Genomic DNA, 18,023 nt, shown 5'->3' with positions numbered 1-18,023 from the left:
CTTATTTTAAATTCTCCTTTTTTTAACTGATTTCTATTCATTTAGAGGTCAGTTTATTATAGTTTAGCAAGCCGTTTATCAACCATTAGTATTCATTTGACAAAAATAATAGTGCGTGGTATATTTAAGTTGTAAAGGTTGAACGGCTGTTCAACTATAAATGATAATTTTTACTGTTTATAAACAGAAAGTAGGTCATGCCATGGATAGCTGTCAAGAGAATGCAATTCATCCTGAAGCGATTAAGAAAGCTCAAGAAGTGCCTCTCAATCCAGAACATTTTAAAATTCTAATCAAACTCTTTAAAGCATTAGCAGAACCCTCTCGAGCAAAAATTTTATGGTATTTGCTTAAGACAGAATTGTGTGTTTGCGATTTAGGCCATCTAATAGGCATGTCCAAATCTGCCACTTCTCATCAACTCGCTTATCTATTTAAATTAAATTTAGTTAAAAAGCGCAAAGAAGGACGTATTGTTTATTATTCAATTGCTGATGACCATGTGCGTATTTTATATCACAATGCATTGGAACATGCAGCAGAAGGAGGAAATGATAATAATGACTTATAAATTTAAAATGCAGGGTTTGTCTTGTGCTAACTGTGCTCAAAAAATTGAAACTCGCTTAAACAATTCGGATCAAGTTGAAGCGACCGTTAATTTCGCACAAGGACAATTAACAATCGACACGGACCAAGTGATGGAGTCTAATCTCATTCAAAGCTTGGAACAAAATGTACAAGAAGTCGAACAAGGGATAAAATTGGTTCCGCTCTTTGAGCTAGAAGAAAAATCAAATCTAAACCTTGATAAAAATAAAGACAGTCAAGGCTTACTTGATAGCGAAGGCTGGCGTATTTTAATTACCATTCCTTTATTTATCTTAGGATTCTTTTTAACAAATTATATTTCTTCTGAATGGCTTCTAGTGGGTTATTTTGGTCTGACCTATCTGTTCATAGGTCAGAATGTACTTAAAACTACTTGGAATAAAATTAAAAATAAGGACTGGTTAGAAGAAAATTTCTTAATGACGATTGCTACCTTAGGTGCCTTTGTGATTGGTGAGTACCCTGAAGCAGTTGCCGTTATGCTGTTCTATTCTATCGGAGAATGGTTTCAAGACCGTGCCGTTAACCAATCTCGCCAATCAATTCAATCCTTGATGGCAATTCGTCCTGACTTTGCCCGTATTCAACAAACTGATGGTACATTAACCAAAATTGACCCCCGCGAGTTAGTTGAAGGTCAAGAGTTTATCGTAGCTGTCGGAGACAAGGTCCCTCTAGATGGACAAATTATCCAAGGTCAATCTCAAGTAGACCACTCAGCTATTACTGGAGAATCTCTTCCTCAGAGTTTAAAAGAAGGCGACACCCTCTACTCAGGTTCGATCAACTTAAGTTCTCAGCTGAAAGTTAAAGTCACTAAGACCTTCCAAAATTCAACGGTCAGCCAAATTATCGACTTAGTTGAAAATGCTTCTTCCAAAAAGGCAGCTACTGAGAAATTTATTACTCGGTTCGCACGCGTTTATACACCGGTTGTAGTTGCCTTAGCAGTTCTTTTGGCTACTTTGCCTCCTATCTTTTTTAGTGACATTTCTTGGTCAACAAGCTTTTACCGTGCGTTACAATTTTTAGTTATCTCTTGTCCTTGTGCCTTAGTTGTCTCTGTTCCTATGAGTTTTTATGGTGGAATTGGTGCAGCAGCACGTGAAGGTATCATGGTTAAAGGCGGAAATTTCCTCGAAACCCTAACAAAGATTAAGACCTTAGTTTTAGATAAAACCGGAACAATCACTCAAGGTAACTTTGCGATTGACAAAGTAGAGGCCTTATATTTAAGCAAAAATGAGTTTTTAGAAGCACTGGCTCACTTGGAGAGCCAATCCCACCATCCTATTGCACTCTCCATTCAAGAAGCCTATAATCAGCCCTTAGATCCTCATCGTGTGCAAGAAGTAGAAACAATCACCGGTAAAGGTCTTAAAGGAATTGTGGACGGTAAAAGTTTACTTGCTGGAAACAAGGACTTGATGGATCAATTCAAGATCGAAGTGCCAGAATTAAAGACTGCTGCCACTGTCGTTTATCTCAGTATTAATCAAGCATATCAAGGCTATGTCCTCATTAAAGACCAGATCAAACCAGATTCTCAGTCCGCGCTGACAGAATTACATCAATTAGGTATTTCCTCTGCCATCTTACTTTCTGGTGACAATCAAGCAACCGTCGACGAAATCGCTCAACTTGTTGGGATTGATCAAGCAAAAGGTGACTTGCTTCCACAAGAAAAGATGATCGAACTGGAGAAAATTTTAACTAACATTAAGCAATCAACGTCTAATAAAAAATCCTCTAATGTAGCCTTTATCGGTGATGGCATCAATGATGCCCCGGCTCTTGCCCGTGCAGATATTGGAATTGCCATGGGAGGAATGGGATCTGACGCAGCTATTGAATCAGCAGACATTGTCATTATGAATGATTCTTTAGCTAAACTCCCTCAAGCTATTAAAATTGCTCAAAAAACTTTACGCATTGCTCAAGAAAATATAGCCTTTGCACTTGGAATTAAGGTGCTCTTCCTAAGCCTCGCCGCTTTAGGCTTCTCATCCATGTGGATGGCTATTGTCGCCGATGTTGGTGTGACCATCCTTGCAGTTCTTAATAGTTTGCGAACACTTGGGAAAGTTAAATAATAAAAAAACCAGCAAGCATAATAATGGTATGCTTGCTGGTTTTCTTCGTTTAACAAACTCATTTATCTTTAATGAATCCTTTTAGGCCCCTTCAATTTTAAATTCGTAAGTTGAAGGTAGATGGTAATAGGCTTTTAAGGCATTAAGAGCTCCTTGGGCTTTGACTAAAGTTTCTTGGTACTCTTCTTCTGGATCTGAAAGGGCAATAATTGCTCCCCCTAGACCGAGACTAGTCTTTTCTTCTTCAATAACCGCCGTGCGTATAACAATATTTAAATCCATACAACCATTATTAGCAATATAGCCAATAGCCCCTGAGTAGATACCTCGTGGACGTCCTTCTAATTGATCAATTAATTCGAGGGTACGATACTTCGGCGCTCCAGTCATTGAACCACCAGGGAAGCAAGCTTTAAACAGATCAATAGCTGAAACATTTTTTGCAAGAAAGCCTTGAACGGTAGTCACTAATTGATGAAGGGTTGAATAACTCTCAACAGCCATCAACTTGGGAACCGTTACTGTTCCAATCTGACAGACCTTACCTAAATCATTTCGCAATAGGTCTACGATCATCAAGTTTTCAGCCATGGTCTTTTCCTCGGTTGCTAAAGCATGAATAATCGCTTGATCTTCTGCTGGGTTTTGACCCCTTTTAGCCGTTCCTTTGATGGGCTTGGTTTGAACTCTACCATCACGATTCAAAGTTAAGAATTTTTCCATAGAAGAACACGCAACAGCAAAATGATCAAAAGTTAAAAAGGCTGCGTAAGGGGCTGGACTGGCTTGGCGTAAGGTTTGGTAATATATATAGGCATCTAGCTGGTCTTTGATATCCAAGCGGTTGGTCAAACATATTTCATAGGACTCTCCTTTTCGAATGTAGTCTTGACATTGGTGGATAGCTTTCAAATAGTCACTGCGAGCCATAGCCCAAGCAATAGTTGGTTGATCGAAGGCCTCCATGATAAGCTCTTCTTTTTCACCTACTGAAATATAAGCCTGTGAAAAATCTAAATCTTTGATCCAGTCTTTGTCATCTTTATAGGATAGTAAATAAAGTTGGTTTTCGTGATGATCGATAACAGCCGCTCGATCAATATAATCTAATATAACATCAGGATACGATGACTGATGCTGATTAGGCCCTTCCGTTAAACTTTTGAGCTCATAACCAAAATAACCAATATAACCTAATTGGAAATCACATGGTAAATCTTGATGGATTGGCCATTGAGGTTGATGTTTTTCTAAATAAGTGAATATATCTTGATGAATTCTTTCTTCTCTTCCCTTTATATCTGTCTTGATAACCACATTATCCGTAATATCATAGGTCAGACGATGGCCATGGCGAGGACCCGCTTGTCCAATTATAGAAAAACGAGACAAAGCTTTTGTCACTTGACTAGAGTCTAACCATTGCGTTTGTTTATTAATTTGATAAAGCTGATTAAACAACGCTTGTGCATTGCCTTGATAAGGAACTTTTGTAACACGCAAAGGATTTGTCTGTATTTGGAAGGTGTGGATCAAGTCTACAAAATTCTCAATTAGACGCTCACCTTCTTGTGAAGCAATTGACTCTGGATGAAACTGAACGGCGTATTGAGGTTTGCTACGATGAGAAATCCCCATAATTAAGCCATCGTGCGTTCTCGCATCCACTTGAATGTTCTCCAATTTCTCTTCTTTACAGACTAAAGAATGGTAACGGGTCACTTTAAAATCTTGCGGTAGTCCTTTAAAAAGTCCTTGATTATTATGTCTGATTTCACTCAGCCGCCCATGAACAGGCTGAGGAGCCAATATAATTTCTCCTCCATTCAGATAATAAATTCCTTGCTGACCCAAACAGATGCCCAATATGGGACGTTCTTCTTTTTCGATTACTTCACGGCAAAGACCAAAATCTTCAGGATTTTCAGGACTTCCAGGACCTGGTGAAATAACCACCGCATCAAAATCTAACAATTTGAATTCTTCATATGACATTTGATCATTCTTAATAACCAACGGAACTTCTTGCGTCACTTTGGCTATTAATTGAAACAGATTATAAGTATAGGAATCATAATTATCAATGATAACAAACTTCATAATGGTTTCTCCTAACATTTTTTTCAACGATATCTATGCAACTGGTTATTGTCCTATTTTATCACAATTTGTAGTTAGTAAAAATACCTGAAAAGTAATTTAAAAAGAATAGCATTTAATCCTTGTCAATGATTGACAAGTGCTATCATTCACCTATAATGAAGGAGAACTTTGAACAGAGTATAAAAGGTGCGTAAAGTATTTACAGATGGGAAGTTGCTGTAAAACGAAATGAACAATCATGCGATGCCTTTTATCTTCCGCTGTTTTATTATCCATCTTTAGCGGAGCTCTGAATTTTTCAGAGCTCCTATTTTTGTTTAGGAGGGTACATTTTGGACATCCAATTGAATGTTTTTCCTTATCCAATCTATCTAGAACACCATCATTTTAGTCAATTAAAAAAACGCTTAAGCCAAATGAGCGGAAAAAAGTTTCTACTAACGGATCAAAATGTGGCGACCCTTTACCAAGAACAAATTGATCAACTTGGTCAGTTAGCATCCTTTTCTTACCATATTGTTCCTGCCGGTGAAGCGTCAAAGTCATTAGCTTGTTATCAAGAAGTGATGAATCGTATGGTAGAAGAAAAACTTACTCGGTCTGATTGCCTAATCGCCTTTGGTGGTGGCGTCATTGGTGACTTAGGGGGCTTTTTAGCCGCCACATATTTAAGAGGAATCAACTTTATACAAGTTCCGACGACTCTTTTAGCTATGGTTGACTCTGCCATTGGGGGTAAAAATGGCATTAATTTTGGTGCCTATAAAAATCAAGTGGGTACTTTCTATCATCCCGCTTGGGTTCATATCGATATTGCCTATTTAGACACCTTAGATATCAGACAAATTAACAATGGGTTAGCAGAAATTATAAAATATGCGATCCTTACTGACCCCGCTTTATTGGAGGACATCAGACGAGATAAAAGTCAACTCAACTACTTGAATCTAATTAAACGGTCTTTAGAAATAAAACACGCCTATGTTGCTAATGATTTTCACGATCAAGGTAAAAGACAATTCCTTAATTTAGGTCATACTTTCGCCCATGCCATTGAAAGTATTAGCAACCACCAAGTGAACCATGGTGAAGCAGTCGCAATCGGCCTATTATGGATGGCTCGTGCTAGTTTTAAATTGGGTTGGGCCCGCCAATCATTTGTTCCTCTTCTTGAAGATTTATACCAAAAACAAGGACTATTCCAGACTTATTACTGTGATAACCAAGATTTACTGAACGCCATTAATCACGACAAGAAAAAACAAGACCAAACGATTCACTTAATTATTCCTGTTGAAATAGGAAATTGTGTCCGACAAGCCATTCCTATTCATGAATTAGGCCAATGGATTGAAGCAGGGAGTCGATTGTAGATGGATATTCAAATTATGCCTCACTCTTTAAAAGGCAGTATTTCTGCAATTCCTTCTAAATCAGACGCTCATCGAGCACTCTTTGCAGCCAGCTTAGCCAATGGTCCCTCTACCATCTATTTAGACCGTCTTTCAAAAGATTTAGAAGCAACATTGACTTGTATTGAAGGACTAGGTTGCCTGGTTCACCATGATTCAGATCAAAAAGCATACCATATCCTGCCAGATGCTCATTCTATGAAGCGCCACTTCAATGTGGGCGAGTCGGGAACAAGCTTACGCTTTCTAATTCCTATCTTAGCTAGTCGGTTAGAAAAGAACCAACAGGTCGAAATCCTTCGCCAAGGGAGTTTGATCAATCGAACCAACCAACCTTATTGGGACTTGTTTGACCAATTAGGTATTTATTGGCAAGAAGAAGGCCCTAGTATCTGGCTTTCAGGCAAGTTAGAAGCAGGAAATTACCAACTTCCAGGTAATGTTTCTTCTCAATTTATTTCAGGATTAGCTTTGGCTCTCGCTCATTTAAATAAAGCAAGTCAGATAAAATTAACTTCGCCTTTGGAATCCGCTGCCTATGTCGACATGACCTTAGCTAGTTTAAAAGAATTTAGTAAAAGGATTGATTTTTCTCATCAAACTCAAGCCTATCACTTACTCGATGGACCTATACAAGCAGCGCCCTACCAAGTAGAAGGCGATTGGTCCAACGCCCTTTTCTTCTTAGTAGCAGGCGTCCAGGTCTTAAATCTTACTTTTGACAGTCTCCAAGCAGACCGTCAGGCTTTGTCCTATTTGGATAAATTGGGCTATCCCATCCCCGAGCCGGCAAGACAATCCACTGACTATCATCCCAGTAAGACTTCAACTGCAAGTAATCAAATAGTGGAAATCGATGCCCGTCAATTGCCCGATGCCATTCCTATCCTTACCCTAGCAGCCGCTAGAAAAGCTGGGATTACTCGCATCGTTAACGGCCAACGCCTCCGCTTAAAAGAAAGTGACCGAATAGAATCTACCGTAGCTCTTATGCAAGCTTTAGGTGTCTACATACAAGCTGAAGCTGATGGGTTCAGCTTGCAAGGAGGGCAAGGCTTTCATGGCGGAATTGTGGATACTTTTCAAGACCACCGTATTGCAATGACAGCTGCCATTGCCGGTAGTTTTGCCCAAGAACCTGTGATTATTAAAGGGGCGGACTGTGTTTCTAAATCTTATCCCCACTTCTTCGATGATTTTCAAAAATTAGGAGGTATCTATCATGTCCTTTAGTCTCGGTCAAAATTTTCGTCTCACTGTTTACGGACAATCCCATGCTAAAGCGATTGGGGTAGTCATTGATGGCCTTCCTGCCGGTTTAGATTTCCCTTATGCAGCCATTCAAACAGCTCTCGAACGTCGTCGTCCTGGTAAAAAGGTTTGGTCAACTAACCGTAACGAGACTGATTTATTTGAAGTCAAAGCAGGCATTGTAGACGGTAAAACCTGTGGGGCGCCCCTTTGCTTAGAAATTAGGAATCAAGACATGCAGTCCAAGGATTATGCCCAACATCACTATCTCCCTCGCCCCTCACATGCTGATTATCCTGCTTTCATTAAATATGAGGGACACCATGACATTCGTGGGGGCGGACACTTTTCAGGGCGCATGACTGCTCCAATTGTAATGGCTGGTAGTATTGCCCGCTATTTATTAGAAACAAGCGACATCCAAATTTATAGCCACATTCATTCAATCGCTGGTATAAAAGACCGGTTAGTTGATTTTGCGCAACCTGATTTTAAAGCCTTAAGTGAATTAGTTAATAAAGAATTTGCCGTAATTGATGACCTGCAAGGCCAAGCCATGAAGGAAGCTATCCTAGCCGCTAAAGAAGATAAAGACTCTGTAGGAGGGCAAATCGAAGTAATCGTTGACGGCTTACCAGTTGGTATCGGTCAACCCCTCTATGATTCGTGTGAAGCTAAATTAGCCCATGCCATGTTTGGCATTCCCGCCACTCGCGGCGTAGAATTCGGAACGGGCTTTGCTGGAGCAAACTTACGCGGCAGCCAGCACAACGATCCTTATTATTTGGATAATAACCTGATGGTTAAAACGCTGACCAACCATCACGGCGGTATTATCGGTGGTTTGACCACTGGCATGCCCTTGATTATGCGAGTAGCAATTAAGCCTACTTCTTCTATCGGTCAACCCCAAGCAAGTGTCAACCTTGATAAACAAGTTAATCAAGAATTGACGATTGAGGGCCGGCATGATCCTTGTATCGTCCCTCGGGTTGTTCCCGTTATTGAAGCAATGACCGCTATTTGCCTTTTAGACCTAATGATGATGGACGGTCAATGGCCAACTATTTCAACAAAAAATTAATTGCCGCCTTTAGAAAGTAGGTTCTTATGTTACAGACATCTCAAAAAAATAAAAAACCCACTCTTTGTGGCTTAATCGGACGTAAATTAGGTCATAGTTATTCCCAATCTATTCACCAACGAATTGGGAACTATCCCTATCACTTAATTGAATTAGAACCCAATCAGTTGAAAGACTTTCTTTTAGAGAAAAACTACCTCGGACTCAATGTGACTATTCCTTATAAAGAAGCGGCCTTACCTTATTTAGACAACCTAGACCCCTTGGCTAAAGTCATCGGATCGGTCAATACAATTGTGAATGAAGAGGGAAAACTCAAAGGCTATAATACTGACTACGCTGGCTTAGACTTTTTATTAAAAAATAATCATCTGACCTTAACAGGCAAAAATGTGCTTATTCTTGGATCCGGTGGCTCTGCCAAAATGATCGCTGTTTATGCTAAAAACCATGACTGTCACCGAGTTAGCCATTTAAGCATTCGCCAAGCTTTCCCACCATTAAAGGCTGACAATCAGGCGGCTCAAGTTATTTTCAATGCGACACCGGTTGGTATGTACCCTAATAACCAGGATTTAAGATTAAACTTGACCTCATTCCCTCAACTAGAAGCGGTCGTTGATCTCATCTATAATCCCTTACGCTCTTCTTTAGTCCTCCAAGCCAAAAGCCAAGGCATTCAAGCTATAGGTGGACTCGACATGTTAATTGCTCAAGCTTTTTTTGCCAGTCAACTTTTTACCGGTAAGTCTTATCCGACAGACTTCATCCATCAAATTTGCCAATCCTATTGGCAGGGAATCGAAAACTTAGTTTTCATCGGAATGCCAGGTGTTGGCAAGACCACTCTCGGAAAAAAACTGGCTGATCAACTAGGCCGCCCCTTTTTAGACACCGATCAATTGATCGAAGCTGTCATCCATCAACCGATCTCTGAATATATTTCCAAGGTGGGCGAAAAACCTTTTCGCGACCTAGAAGAAAAAATCATTCATCAAGTGGCTAAGGGAAATGGGCAAGTAATTGCCACGGGCGGAGGTGCCATTTTAAGGGCAAGGAACCGACAAGCTCTAACTCAGAATGGTCGATTGATTCTATTGGAGCGCCCCTTAGAAGAACTGTCTCGAAAGGGCCGACCACTTTCAGCTTCACTAGACCAAGTTAAGCGTTTATGGAATGAACGAAAAACACTCTACCAAGAGTGTGCAGACCTCATTATTCCCGTCAAGTCTTCTATCCCAACTAGCTATCAAGAAATGCAAGAAAGGCTGATCAAACATGCGATTATTAGTCCTCAACGGACCCAACCTTAACTTATTAGGCATCCGTCAACCAGAAATATACGGTCAAACCTCATACTCTGACTTAACAAACTCTTTAAAAAAATGGGCAAATGAATATGCTGTAGACCTTGATATCTTTCAATCCAACCACGAAGGAGCCTTAGTCGATAAAATTCAAAATGCTTATCAAAAGGTGGATGGCATAGTAATAAACCCAGCTGCCTACACCCATACATCCATCGCTATTCGCGATGCTTTAGCAGCCGTTGCCATTCCTTTTGTAGAAGTCCATCTAAGTCCTATTAGTCAAAGAGAAAGTTACCGACAAGTCTCATATATCAAAGATTTAGCCTTAATAACAATTGAAGGACAAGGCCCTGCAGGCTACCTTCAAGCTCTGGATTTTATCAAAAATTACCTCTTTAATCCTAATAATCCATCACCTATCACATAGAAAGAGAAGATATAAATGACAATGAATTCTGTATCTGTAAAGCAAGTCACTTTTGGCAAACAACCAGCTATTGTTATCGCTGGACCCTGCTCTATTGAATCTGAAGAACATATTTTTAAAGAAGCTCAAGCCTTGAAGGCGGCGGGAGTCGACATGATTCGAGCGGGTGCTTATAAACCAAGAACCAGCCCTCATGCTTTTCAAGGTTTAGGCTTTGAAGGTGTAAAGTACTTAAGAGCCGCCGCTGATTCAGTTCACCTCCCGATGGTCACAGAAGTTTTAAGTGAATATGATGTCGAAAAGCTGATCGATCTTGTGGACATGTTTCAAGTAGGTTCTCGAAATATGTATAATTACCAACTGCTGAAGTTGTTAGGTCAAGCCGGTAAACCTGTCCTATTAAAAAGAGGCTTTTCAGCAACTCTTAAAGAATGGGAAATGTCCGGTCAGTATTTAATGAGCGAAGGAAAAGCTTCGGTTGTATACTGCGAACGCGGCATACGTAGCTTTCAAGATGAAACACGCAACACCCTTGATTTAGCAGGTGCTATTCTCCTCCAAGCCAAAACGAAACAACCTGTCGTTATTGATCCTAGCCATGCCAGTGGTAGACGCGACCTCATCCTCCCTTTAAGTAAAGCCGCTTTAGCCGCTGATATTTCGGGGATTATGGTCGAAGTCCATCACAATCCCGACCAGGCCTGGACCGATGCCGCTCAGACTATTGATTATTCTATGTTGGATCAACTAATGAAGGAGTGCCAACCATGGCTTACATCAAATTAGATGAAGGCTTTCTTTTTGGACAAGGTGTTTTTACCACCCTTAAAGTCATCAATGGACAAGCGCTCTTCTTAGACCAACATCTTAGCCGTTTGTGTCAATCAGCCAAAGCTTTAGGTTTCAAAAGTTCTATAACCAAAAACGTTATTGTCAACTCTATTAACGAGAAAGAAATGGTGGATGGGGCTTTAAAAATCATCCTCTCACCAGGTAATCTTGTTCTACAAGAACGATCGGATCCCTATGGTAAGAGATTCTTGCCTGCAAAGCCATTAAAATTAGCCAAGTGGCAGCGCCATTCCTCTAACACACTCTTGCAACATAAGTCCACTATGTACTTAGCGAACAAAATTAATTTAAAGCAGATAAGAGAAAAAGGGGCTTTTGAATGCATCTTTTTAAATGAAAAAGACCAGATCACTGAGGGAAGCTTTACGAATCTCTTTTTTGTTAAAGACCAAGAGCTTATCACTGCTCCAACAAGCGCAGGTCTTCTTCCAGGTATTATGCGTCAATGGGTGCTTGACCATTTCCCTGTGACTATTCGCCCCATAGACTGGCAAGAAAGACAAACTTTCCAAGCTGGTTTTATGACCAACTGTTTGATGGGGATTACTCCAATTAAAACACTTGAATCAACCCATTACCAAGATCATCATCCTCTAATTGATTACATCCAAGAGGAATATTCTATAAAAATATATAAGCAAAAAGCTAGCCAATGGTGATAACATTTGACTAGCTTTTTTATTCATTATATTCATCTTCCGATTCATAAATACTCACGCCTGCAAGCTGATTGATATCTTGAAAGAACTTTTCAGCATGAACTTCTTTAGGAATTACTAGACGGACTAAATAATCAAGTTGGTCACTATTATTCACTAAGGGTTTGATAAAAGTGACGGTAACTAATGACACTTCAATAAAATGAAGGACCTCATTAAAAGATTGAACATCATTTGCTTGCACAAAAACCGTTACCCAAGGTGTTTTCTTCCTTAATGAGCTTTCAAGTCTTTGTAAGAAGGTCAAAGTGATTAGGAGTATAAAGCCTACAACAATTGCTACTTCGTAGAAGCCGATCCCAATTGCTAAGCCAATACAAGCCGAAGACTACAAGCCCGCAGCCGTGGTTAACCCTTTAATTTTGTCACGATTAGTGACTAAAATCATACCGGCACCTAAAAAGCCAATCCCACTCACAACTTGCGACCCCATCCGTGTAGGATCAACCCCTTCAAAAAATTCGGCTGCAAACTGATTGGTCATCATTACCATGGCTGAAGTTACACAGACTAAAATATAAGTACGCATACCGGCTGGATGATTTTCAATCCACGTCCAAAACCAATCATACCATTAATCAACATAGCTAAAAGGGGCCTTAAGAGTATGGTAAAGAAATTTACTTCTTCAAAATTAATCGTTGGTAACTTCATTGATGACCTCCCTAAAGTTAATTTCTTTTTCTTTGTTTAATAAGTATAACAGCTCATCATTTTTCCCTACTTATTCTCTTTAAATTTTAACTTTATTTATATAAAAGCACTTCGCATAGAAGTGACTTAGATTTATAATTCAATCACTTGGCTCTTGTTTAATTCCATAGCTTTTTCATAAATCGCTTTTCCAACTATAATATCTAAAACAGCAGAGCCTATCGTCTTAAAGACAGTGAGTTCGTCTTCTGATTGACGCCCGGCTATTTTACCTGAATCTAATTGACCTAATTCACCTGTGATGGACTTTTTTGTATAATACCTTTTTTGAGCGGATTGATTAAATCGCCTGATTCATTTAAGACTCCATCTTTGGTATCTAAATAGATCTTACCTGCTTGAGCAAAAATTGCTTCAGGAAGTTCTTGCATGTCTGGCGTGTATGAGCCTACGCCATTAATATGGGCTCCTGGTTTAAGATTTTCACTATCAAAAACAGCTTTTGTAATGTGGTAACAATTGTGATAACGTCGTCCCCACCGATTGTTTCTTTTGGAGAAGCAACAGCTTTAATTTCAACGTCAAACTTTTTAGCGAATAAATCCATCTTTTTTTTAAGCGAATGCGCTAGCACGCTCTTGGTCACTATCAAAGGCACACTCTTCTTTAATTGGTTGCGCTGATAACATCGCTTCTAATTGATGTTGAGCGTGTCCCCCTGTTTTAAACATGGATATTATTCGGATAGACAGAAACTATTTTAAACCCTGTCGCCGAGCCAGCTAAACTTGGCATGGATAAATTTTGACCTCCGAATTCTTCTAAATCAATGTTTGTTCTTAAGGGATTATCTGTTTTATCTTCAGAATATAATTTTAAAGCTTTTTTACCGCTTGAATAGTTCTTTCATGGTCATAACTTCCTTTATATCTGCTTCATTCAACACTCTTATTTCCACGGAAACACTCTCTTTAACTTTATCAAGTTTTATCCTCTTATTAAGAGTAACAAAAGAGAAGCCTTAGATTAAGCAATAATTCTTAGCTTCTTGAGCCTATTTATTAATAGTTTTTGATATCATAAATTATTACATCAACATAGTGAAATGTTTTGCTGTTAATTATTGAAACAATATCTATATCAAACAATACTAACCTATTCTATCCTTATTTGTTCGATATATAATGGGCATCAAACCATTATTAAAAATAGAACTTATTCCTCCCTCCTCAAATCAATGAACCAATTAAAGGAATCAACCATAAGATTAAACTTCTCAACAGATATGCTGATGGCTATCAATACTACACACACTTCCGAGCAAGTGGTTTAGTCATTTCATAACGCTTTACGTCAGGAAAAAAAGATCAAGCAACAAAAACATGCTGCTTGATCTCTTGAAAAATATTATCACTCCGATTGAACAATGAGCCTTATTTCTCTACATACTCTGCTTCTAAATCTTTAATTTGGTCAAAGGCATCTTGAGCTAATTGCATGGTTTGTTCAGTAATCCATTCTGCAGCTGCTTGGGGATCTTCCGCATACATCGTGATAAGTTCTTGACGTAATTCTTCGTATTTATCTTTACCAGCTTTTTCAATGGCTAAGATCTTTTCTCTCATTTCTGGTTTTAAGTTCTCTTCATCTTCTAACATAATGGTTAGTAGATTATCTACTGCCCAATAGAATGATTCTGGATCATATTCATTGGCTTCCACTTGGTAAGCAGATAGTGTGTCATTGATATTTCCAAAGTATGGTAAGTAAGGTGAAACGGTAGGTGATCCCATCGCTAACCACATCACACCTGGTACTTTTTCAGGCATATCTTCATAAATTTGGAAGATATGAGCTTCCATTGTATTTTTGTTACCAATGGGATATAAAGCATTCTCAGGCTTTTCTGGTTCTTGCTTTTCAGTCGTTTCAGTTTCTTCGCCCTCTGTTGCTTCAGCTTCTTCGCCTTCTGTTGCTTCAGCTTCTTCGCCTTCTGTTGCTTCAGCCTCTTCACCCTCTGTTGCTTCAGCCTCTTCGCTTTCTTCTACTTCGGTTTCTGTTGCTTCAGTTTCTTCGCTTTCTTCTACTTCGGTTTCTTCGGTTTCTGTTGCTTTGGTTTCTTCACCTTCTGTTGCCTCAGCCTCTTCGCTTTCTGTTGCTTTGGTTTCTTCACCTTCTGTTGTTTCAGTTTCTTTAACAACTTGTCCACCGGTAGCAGATGCGATGTTATCCGCTGGAATATAATCTGTATCTTCTAAACGATTTCGTTGTAAGCTCATGACTTGATCTAATGTGATTGTTTTATCCGTAGAATGTAAGAATGGAAACTCTGTGTCATCTAAAGAAACTTCTGCATCTGGATCTAAGGTTTTTACTCCAGACCAATACCTAGACACAGACCCGGGATCTATTTCAGCTGCATAAGAATCAGCAACCCGAATCATCCCCTCTTCCTCGACATAAGTACCCGCTTCTTCTGCAATGTTAATTAAATCGGCAGAGGCAATCACATTTTCAGTATCGTTCACATCGATTGTTTCTAAGAAGAACGAGTTGGGGAATACGGCAAACATATCATCTGGCAACTTCATCGCAGCATATTGGTGACCAGATAAAATTTCCATATACCAAGTTTCATTTTTATCAGCAATAATCAATCCGTTGCCTTCGGAAGAGCCTTTCTCATCGATAATCGATGCTAACAACTCCACGCCCTCACGCGCTGTTTTAACGTGACCTAAAACGACGGTCGTCATGATTCCTTCTGAAAGACCATTTTCAACTAAAGGGTCAACCGCTAAAACTTCATCATTAGTATAAGTAGTAGTGGTCGCATCCATCGCTACACCATACTCATTATAACCTGCTTCATAATACAAGCCCCACTCAGGGGTGGTATCTGGCACAGCAAAATACTTATAAGATTGAGCTGGTAGTTCAAATTCGAACTTAGTATATTCATCCACTAACTTTGCGCCTTCTTCATTTTCCGTCGCTTCAATTACTACAAAAGTCTTATTATGGCTTTGTTCTAAGTCTTCTGTTCGGCCAAAAATAACTGACCCATCTTCTGTAAGGCCCTTACCAACATATACGCCTGTACAGGCAGCTACTGGTTGAGCCAGTAACATTCCTGCCGATAACATGGCAACAATGCTTGCGAAAAACTTCTTCATAAAATACCTCCTAAATTTTTGTGTAAACGCTTCATGATTTAATTATAACACTTGGTTATTACTTAATCAGTTTATATAGCATATTATTTTTATAAATAGATTATGGCTCATTAGTTATAATCTAAAATTGTAAAAAACTATTAAACAAAAGAAAAAATAATGCCCAACTAGACTTGAATGCTAGCTAGGCATTTATACTTATGATAATGAGGTTTGAATAATTACATCATTTCATCCAGTCGCACAAACTGATACCCATTGGCTTGGACGCTTTCAATGACTGCTCCTAATGAGTTAGCCGATTCTTGATAGATGTCGTGCATTAAAATTACTGGACTAGGTAATAGGGTTGCTACTACACGGTTGATAATGGCTTGTTCATTTCGACTCTTCCAATCTTCCGAATCAACGTTCCATAGAACAGGAGTCATTTCCGTTAAATTCATTTCACGTTTGCCACCTGCTCCATATGGCATTCGATAGTAGTTGACAGGGGCATTAGTCACCCTTTCAATAATTTCGTTAGTGTGATTCAGTTCATATAGAACATCAGCATCACTAATTATTGTATAATTTCGATGACTGTAGGAATGGTTGCCCACCAAGTGCCCTTCATCATGCATGCGTTGAATGATTTCGGGATACTTTTCTGCATTTTGACCCAATACAAAAAAGGTTGCTTTCACATCATGTGCTTTAAGAATATCTAGGATTTGTGGCGTAGTGACTGGGTTGGGCCCGTCATCAAACGTTAAGACTGCAAATTTAGCAGAGTGCATTTGAGTATTAGTATTTTCATCTGGCTGGGCTGATATGTTTATAAACTTCCCTAGGTCTGGGTCAGCATAGACTTTACGAGGGACTGGAATAGAATGTTCATAAATTGCCTTTCCCCAACTTTGATAACAGTGACTCAAGTCTTTGTATGTTCTTGTTAAGTTGTTTGCTTCTAATTTACGATCAATTTCTTTCACTTTAATTAAAAAACCTGGAGAATATTTGTTAGGATTTTCCATATTCTTTTTAAGATTACGAACCTCTTGATTTAATTCGACTAGCGGCCGATCTCTCTCGGCTAAAGAATGGATGGATTCTTTGAGTGGTTGATCAGTTATTTCAGCTAAAATGGTCTCTATTTTTATATTATACTCATTGAGACTAATATCTCTTAATTCTCTTTCTTCAACCACACCCTCTCCGGTTAAGGGTTGCGTTTCATATAATTCCAATAGTTCTTTGCGATAAGCTTCAGGCGATTTGTTCTTTCGAGCACTCAATTCGATTTTTGAAAAGGTCGATTCATTCTGATTGTTAGCATTAAATGTCATATAAATGATTAACAGTAAAATTGAACACACTGCTAGGCTGGCTGCTATTTTCTTATACATTTGATCACCTTATTTTATTCACAATTTTTTTCCAGCTTTTTTTACATCTTTTTAAGCATACTCCATCTAATAGATAAATTCTAGGGAAAAAGATAAAGAAATTAACTTTATTTACAATTGTTCCAATTAGAAATTTTAATTATCTTTAATTATTCTAAAACTATATTGTTATAAAAATTCAAAAAGTTTTTAAGTCCTTTTGGTTTTCTATTTATTATTCTCTAAGGCAATAAGCTATCTAATTGAATGCCTTCTTCTTCAATGTTATGGTTAATATATAGACAAGAAATAAAACTGTTAAAATCAAAAGGAGGAGTCATTGATGAAAAAAATATAGTGCTATTGGCAAGTATGATGATGTTGGGGGGAGTGACTGTCTCCGCTCAAGATGAAGAAAAGATTGAAGAATTGAAAATCGAAATTAAAGTTCTCAAAGTGGAGCTGAAAGACAAGAAAGCCAAGTTAAAAGAATTAACAGGTGGAGATGAAGAATATATTATTACGGATGACAAAGACTTCTTCATTAAATATGTCGAAGTAAATGAAAAAGATGATGAAGAATTAGGGTATTATTATGAGTTCGTCTTTGAAGTAGAAAATAAGACAGATAGAACCATGAATATCATGGCAGAAGATGTTACTATCGATGATGATTTAATCGATGAAAAAATGGTTTTTCTTTCAGAAGAAATTGAAACAAACGCTAAAGGCGAAGTCATCTTAAAATTCAAAGCTTAGAAGAAGATGAAGAGGCACCTGAATTAGATGATGATTTAGAAATGACGCTAAAATTAGTGAACGAAGAAGATCCTGACTTAAATATTGATTACCCTGTTTCGATTGATATAGATTAAAACACCCAGTTTATAAACTAGGCGTTTTTTCTTTTGACGAATTGTCCAATCAAATGCAACACCGATAGTAAGAAACTAAAAAGTTCTT

General features: G+C 38.6%; 17 protein-coding genes and 1 riboswitch. Of the genes, 10 read left to right on the top strand and 7 right to left on the bottom strand.

Going from position 1 to position 18,023, the window contains the following annotated elements; genetic code table 11:
- The first annotated feature begins 202 nt into the window (after positions 1-202).
- Complete coding sequence (locus ACQV18_RS03775) at positions 203-571, top strand: ArsR/SmtB family transcription factor (protein WP_428875159.1); 369 nt, start codon at positions 203-205, stop codon at positions 569-571.
- Positions 561-2,705 carry a heavy metal translocating P-type ATPase gene (locus ACQV18_RS03770; protein WP_428892605.1) on the top strand — a complete coding sequence of 715 codons (2,145 nt, stop codon included), beginning with the start codon at positions 561-563 and terminating at the stop codon, positions 2,703-2,705. The genes ACQV18_RS03775 and ACQV18_RS03770 overlap by 11 nt, the downstream gene beginning before the upstream one ends.
- Before the next feature lie 81 nt (positions 2,706-2,786).
- On the opposite strand, the gene pabB is transcribed toward ACQV18_RS03770, so the two are convergent.
- Positions 2,787-4,805 (bottom strand): aminodeoxychorismate synthase component I, encoded by a 2,019-nt coding sequence (pabB, locus tag ACQV18_RS03765; RefSeq protein ID WP_428892604.1) that lies wholly within the window; start codon positions 4,803-4,805, stop codon positions 2,787-2,789.
- Between the two features lie 174 nt (positions 4,806-4,979).
- Positions 4,980-5,073: riboswitch (THF riboswitch) on the top strand.
- Between the two features lie 67 nt (positions 5,074-5,140).
- Between pabB and aroB the strand changes: the two genes are divergently transcribed.
- From aroB to ACQV18_RS03730, 7 genes are read left to right on the top strand one after another with little or no spacing between them, the layout of a single operon-like run.
- Positions 5,141-6,181: a 3-dehydroquinate synthase gene (gene aroB, locus ACQV18_RS03760; protein ID WP_428892603.1), complete on the top strand. Its 1,041-nt coding sequence runs from the start codon at positions 5,141-5,143 to the stop codon at positions 6,179-6,181.
- Positions 6,182-7,453, top strand: a complete 1,272-nt coding sequence (locus tag ACQV18_RS03755) for a 3-phosphoshikimate 1-carboxyvinyltransferase (protein ID WP_428892602.1) — start codon at positions 6,182-6,184, stop codon at positions 7,451-7,453. It begins immediately after the preceding gene.
- On the top strand, positions 7,443-8,555 hold the full coding sequence (gene aroC / locus ACQV18_RS03750) for a chorismate synthase (RefSeq protein ID WP_428874357.1): 1,113 nt from the start codon (positions 7,443-7,445) through the stop codon (positions 8,553-8,555). Before ACQV18_RS03755 ends, aroC begins: the two co-directional genes overlap by 11 nt.
- Positions 8,556-8,581: 26 nt before the next feature.
- Positions 8,582-9,868, top strand: a complete 1,287-nt coding sequence (locus ACQV18_RS03745; protein WP_428892601.1) for a shikimate kinase — start codon at positions 8,582-8,584, stop codon at positions 9,866-9,868.
- Positions 9,834-10,292, top strand: a complete 459-nt coding sequence (gene aroQ, locus ACQV18_RS03740) for a type II 3-dehydroquinate dehydratase (RefSeq protein ID WP_428882207.1) — start codon at positions 9,834-9,836, stop codon at positions 10,290-10,292. Before ACQV18_RS03745 ends, aroQ begins: the two co-directional genes overlap by 35 nt.
- Positions 10,293-10,307: 15 nt before the next feature.
- Positions 10,308-11,078: a 3-deoxy-7-phosphoheptulonate synthase gene (gene aroF, locus ACQV18_RS03735; RefSeq protein WP_428892600.1), complete on the top strand. Its 771-nt coding sequence runs from the start codon at positions 10,308-10,310 to the stop codon at positions 11,076-11,078.
- Positions 11,060-11,803, top strand: coding sequence for an aminotransferase class IV (locus ACQV18_RS03730; protein ID WP_428882208.1), 744 nt, complete (start codon positions 11,060-11,062; stop codon positions 11,801-11,803). The genes aroF and ACQV18_RS03730 overlap by 19 nt, the downstream gene beginning before the upstream one ends.
- A 19-nt stretch (positions 11,804-11,822) precedes the next feature.
- On the opposite strand, the gene ACQV18_RS03725 is transcribed toward ACQV18_RS03730, so the two are convergent.
- From ACQV18_RS03725 to ACQV18_RS03700, 6 genes are all read right to left on the bottom strand, one after another.
- A complete protein-coding gene (locus tag ACQV18_RS03725; RefSeq protein WP_428874362.1) occupies positions 11,823-12,047 on the bottom strand; it encodes a hypothetical protein in 225 nt (74 codons plus the stop codon).
- Positions 12,048-12,191: 144 nt separating this feature from the next.
- Positions 12,192-12,392 (bottom strand): MgtC/SapB family protein, encoded by a 201-nt coding sequence (locus ACQV18_RS03720; RefSeq protein WP_428892599.1) that lies wholly within the window; start codon positions 12,390-12,392, stop codon positions 12,192-12,194.
- Positions 12,374-12,517, bottom strand: a complete 144-nt coding sequence (locus tag ACQV18_RS03715; protein WP_428876269.1) for a hypothetical protein — start codon at positions 12,515-12,517, stop codon at positions 12,374-12,376. The genes ACQV18_RS03720 and ACQV18_RS03715 overlap by 19 nt, the downstream gene beginning before the upstream one ends.
- A 132-nt stretch (positions 12,518-12,649) precedes the next feature.
- The gene (locus ACQV18_RS03710) at positions 12,650-12,784 is read right to left on the bottom strand and encodes a hypothetical protein (RefSeq protein ID WP_428875185.1); all 135 of its coding nucleotides are present in this window, start codon (positions 12,782-12,784) and stop codon (positions 12,650-12,652) included.
- A gap of 1,166 nt (positions 12,785-13,950) precedes the next feature.
- The gene (locus tag ACQV18_RS03705) at positions 13,951-15,693 is read right to left on the bottom strand and encodes a C69 family dipeptidase (protein ID WP_428892598.1); all 1,743 of its coding nucleotides are present in this window, start codon (positions 15,691-15,693) and stop codon (positions 13,951-13,953) included.
- 221 nt (positions 15,694-15,914) lie between these two features.
- Positions 15,915-17,081: a polysaccharide deacetylase family protein gene (locus ACQV18_RS03700; RefSeq protein WP_428892597.1), complete on the bottom strand. Its 1,167-nt coding sequence runs from the start codon at positions 17,079-17,081 to the stop codon at positions 15,915-15,917.
- Between the two features lie 261 nt (positions 17,082-17,342).
- On the opposite strand from ACQV18_RS03700, the gene ACQV18_RS03695 reads away from it, so the two are divergent.
- Positions 17,343-17,819 (top strand): hypothetical protein, encoded by a 477-nt coding sequence (locus tag ACQV18_RS03695; RefSeq protein ID WP_428892596.1) that lies wholly within the window; start codon positions 17,343-17,345, stop codon positions 17,817-17,819.
- Positions 17,820-18,023: the final 204 nt, after the last annotated feature.

The organism is Facklamia sp. P9177, from assembly GCF_050409585.1.
Classification (GTDB): domain Bacteria; phylum Bacillota; class Bacilli; order Lactobacillales; family Aerococcaceae; genus Facklamia.
This window is presented reverse-complemented; position numbering and strand designations above follow the sequence as displayed.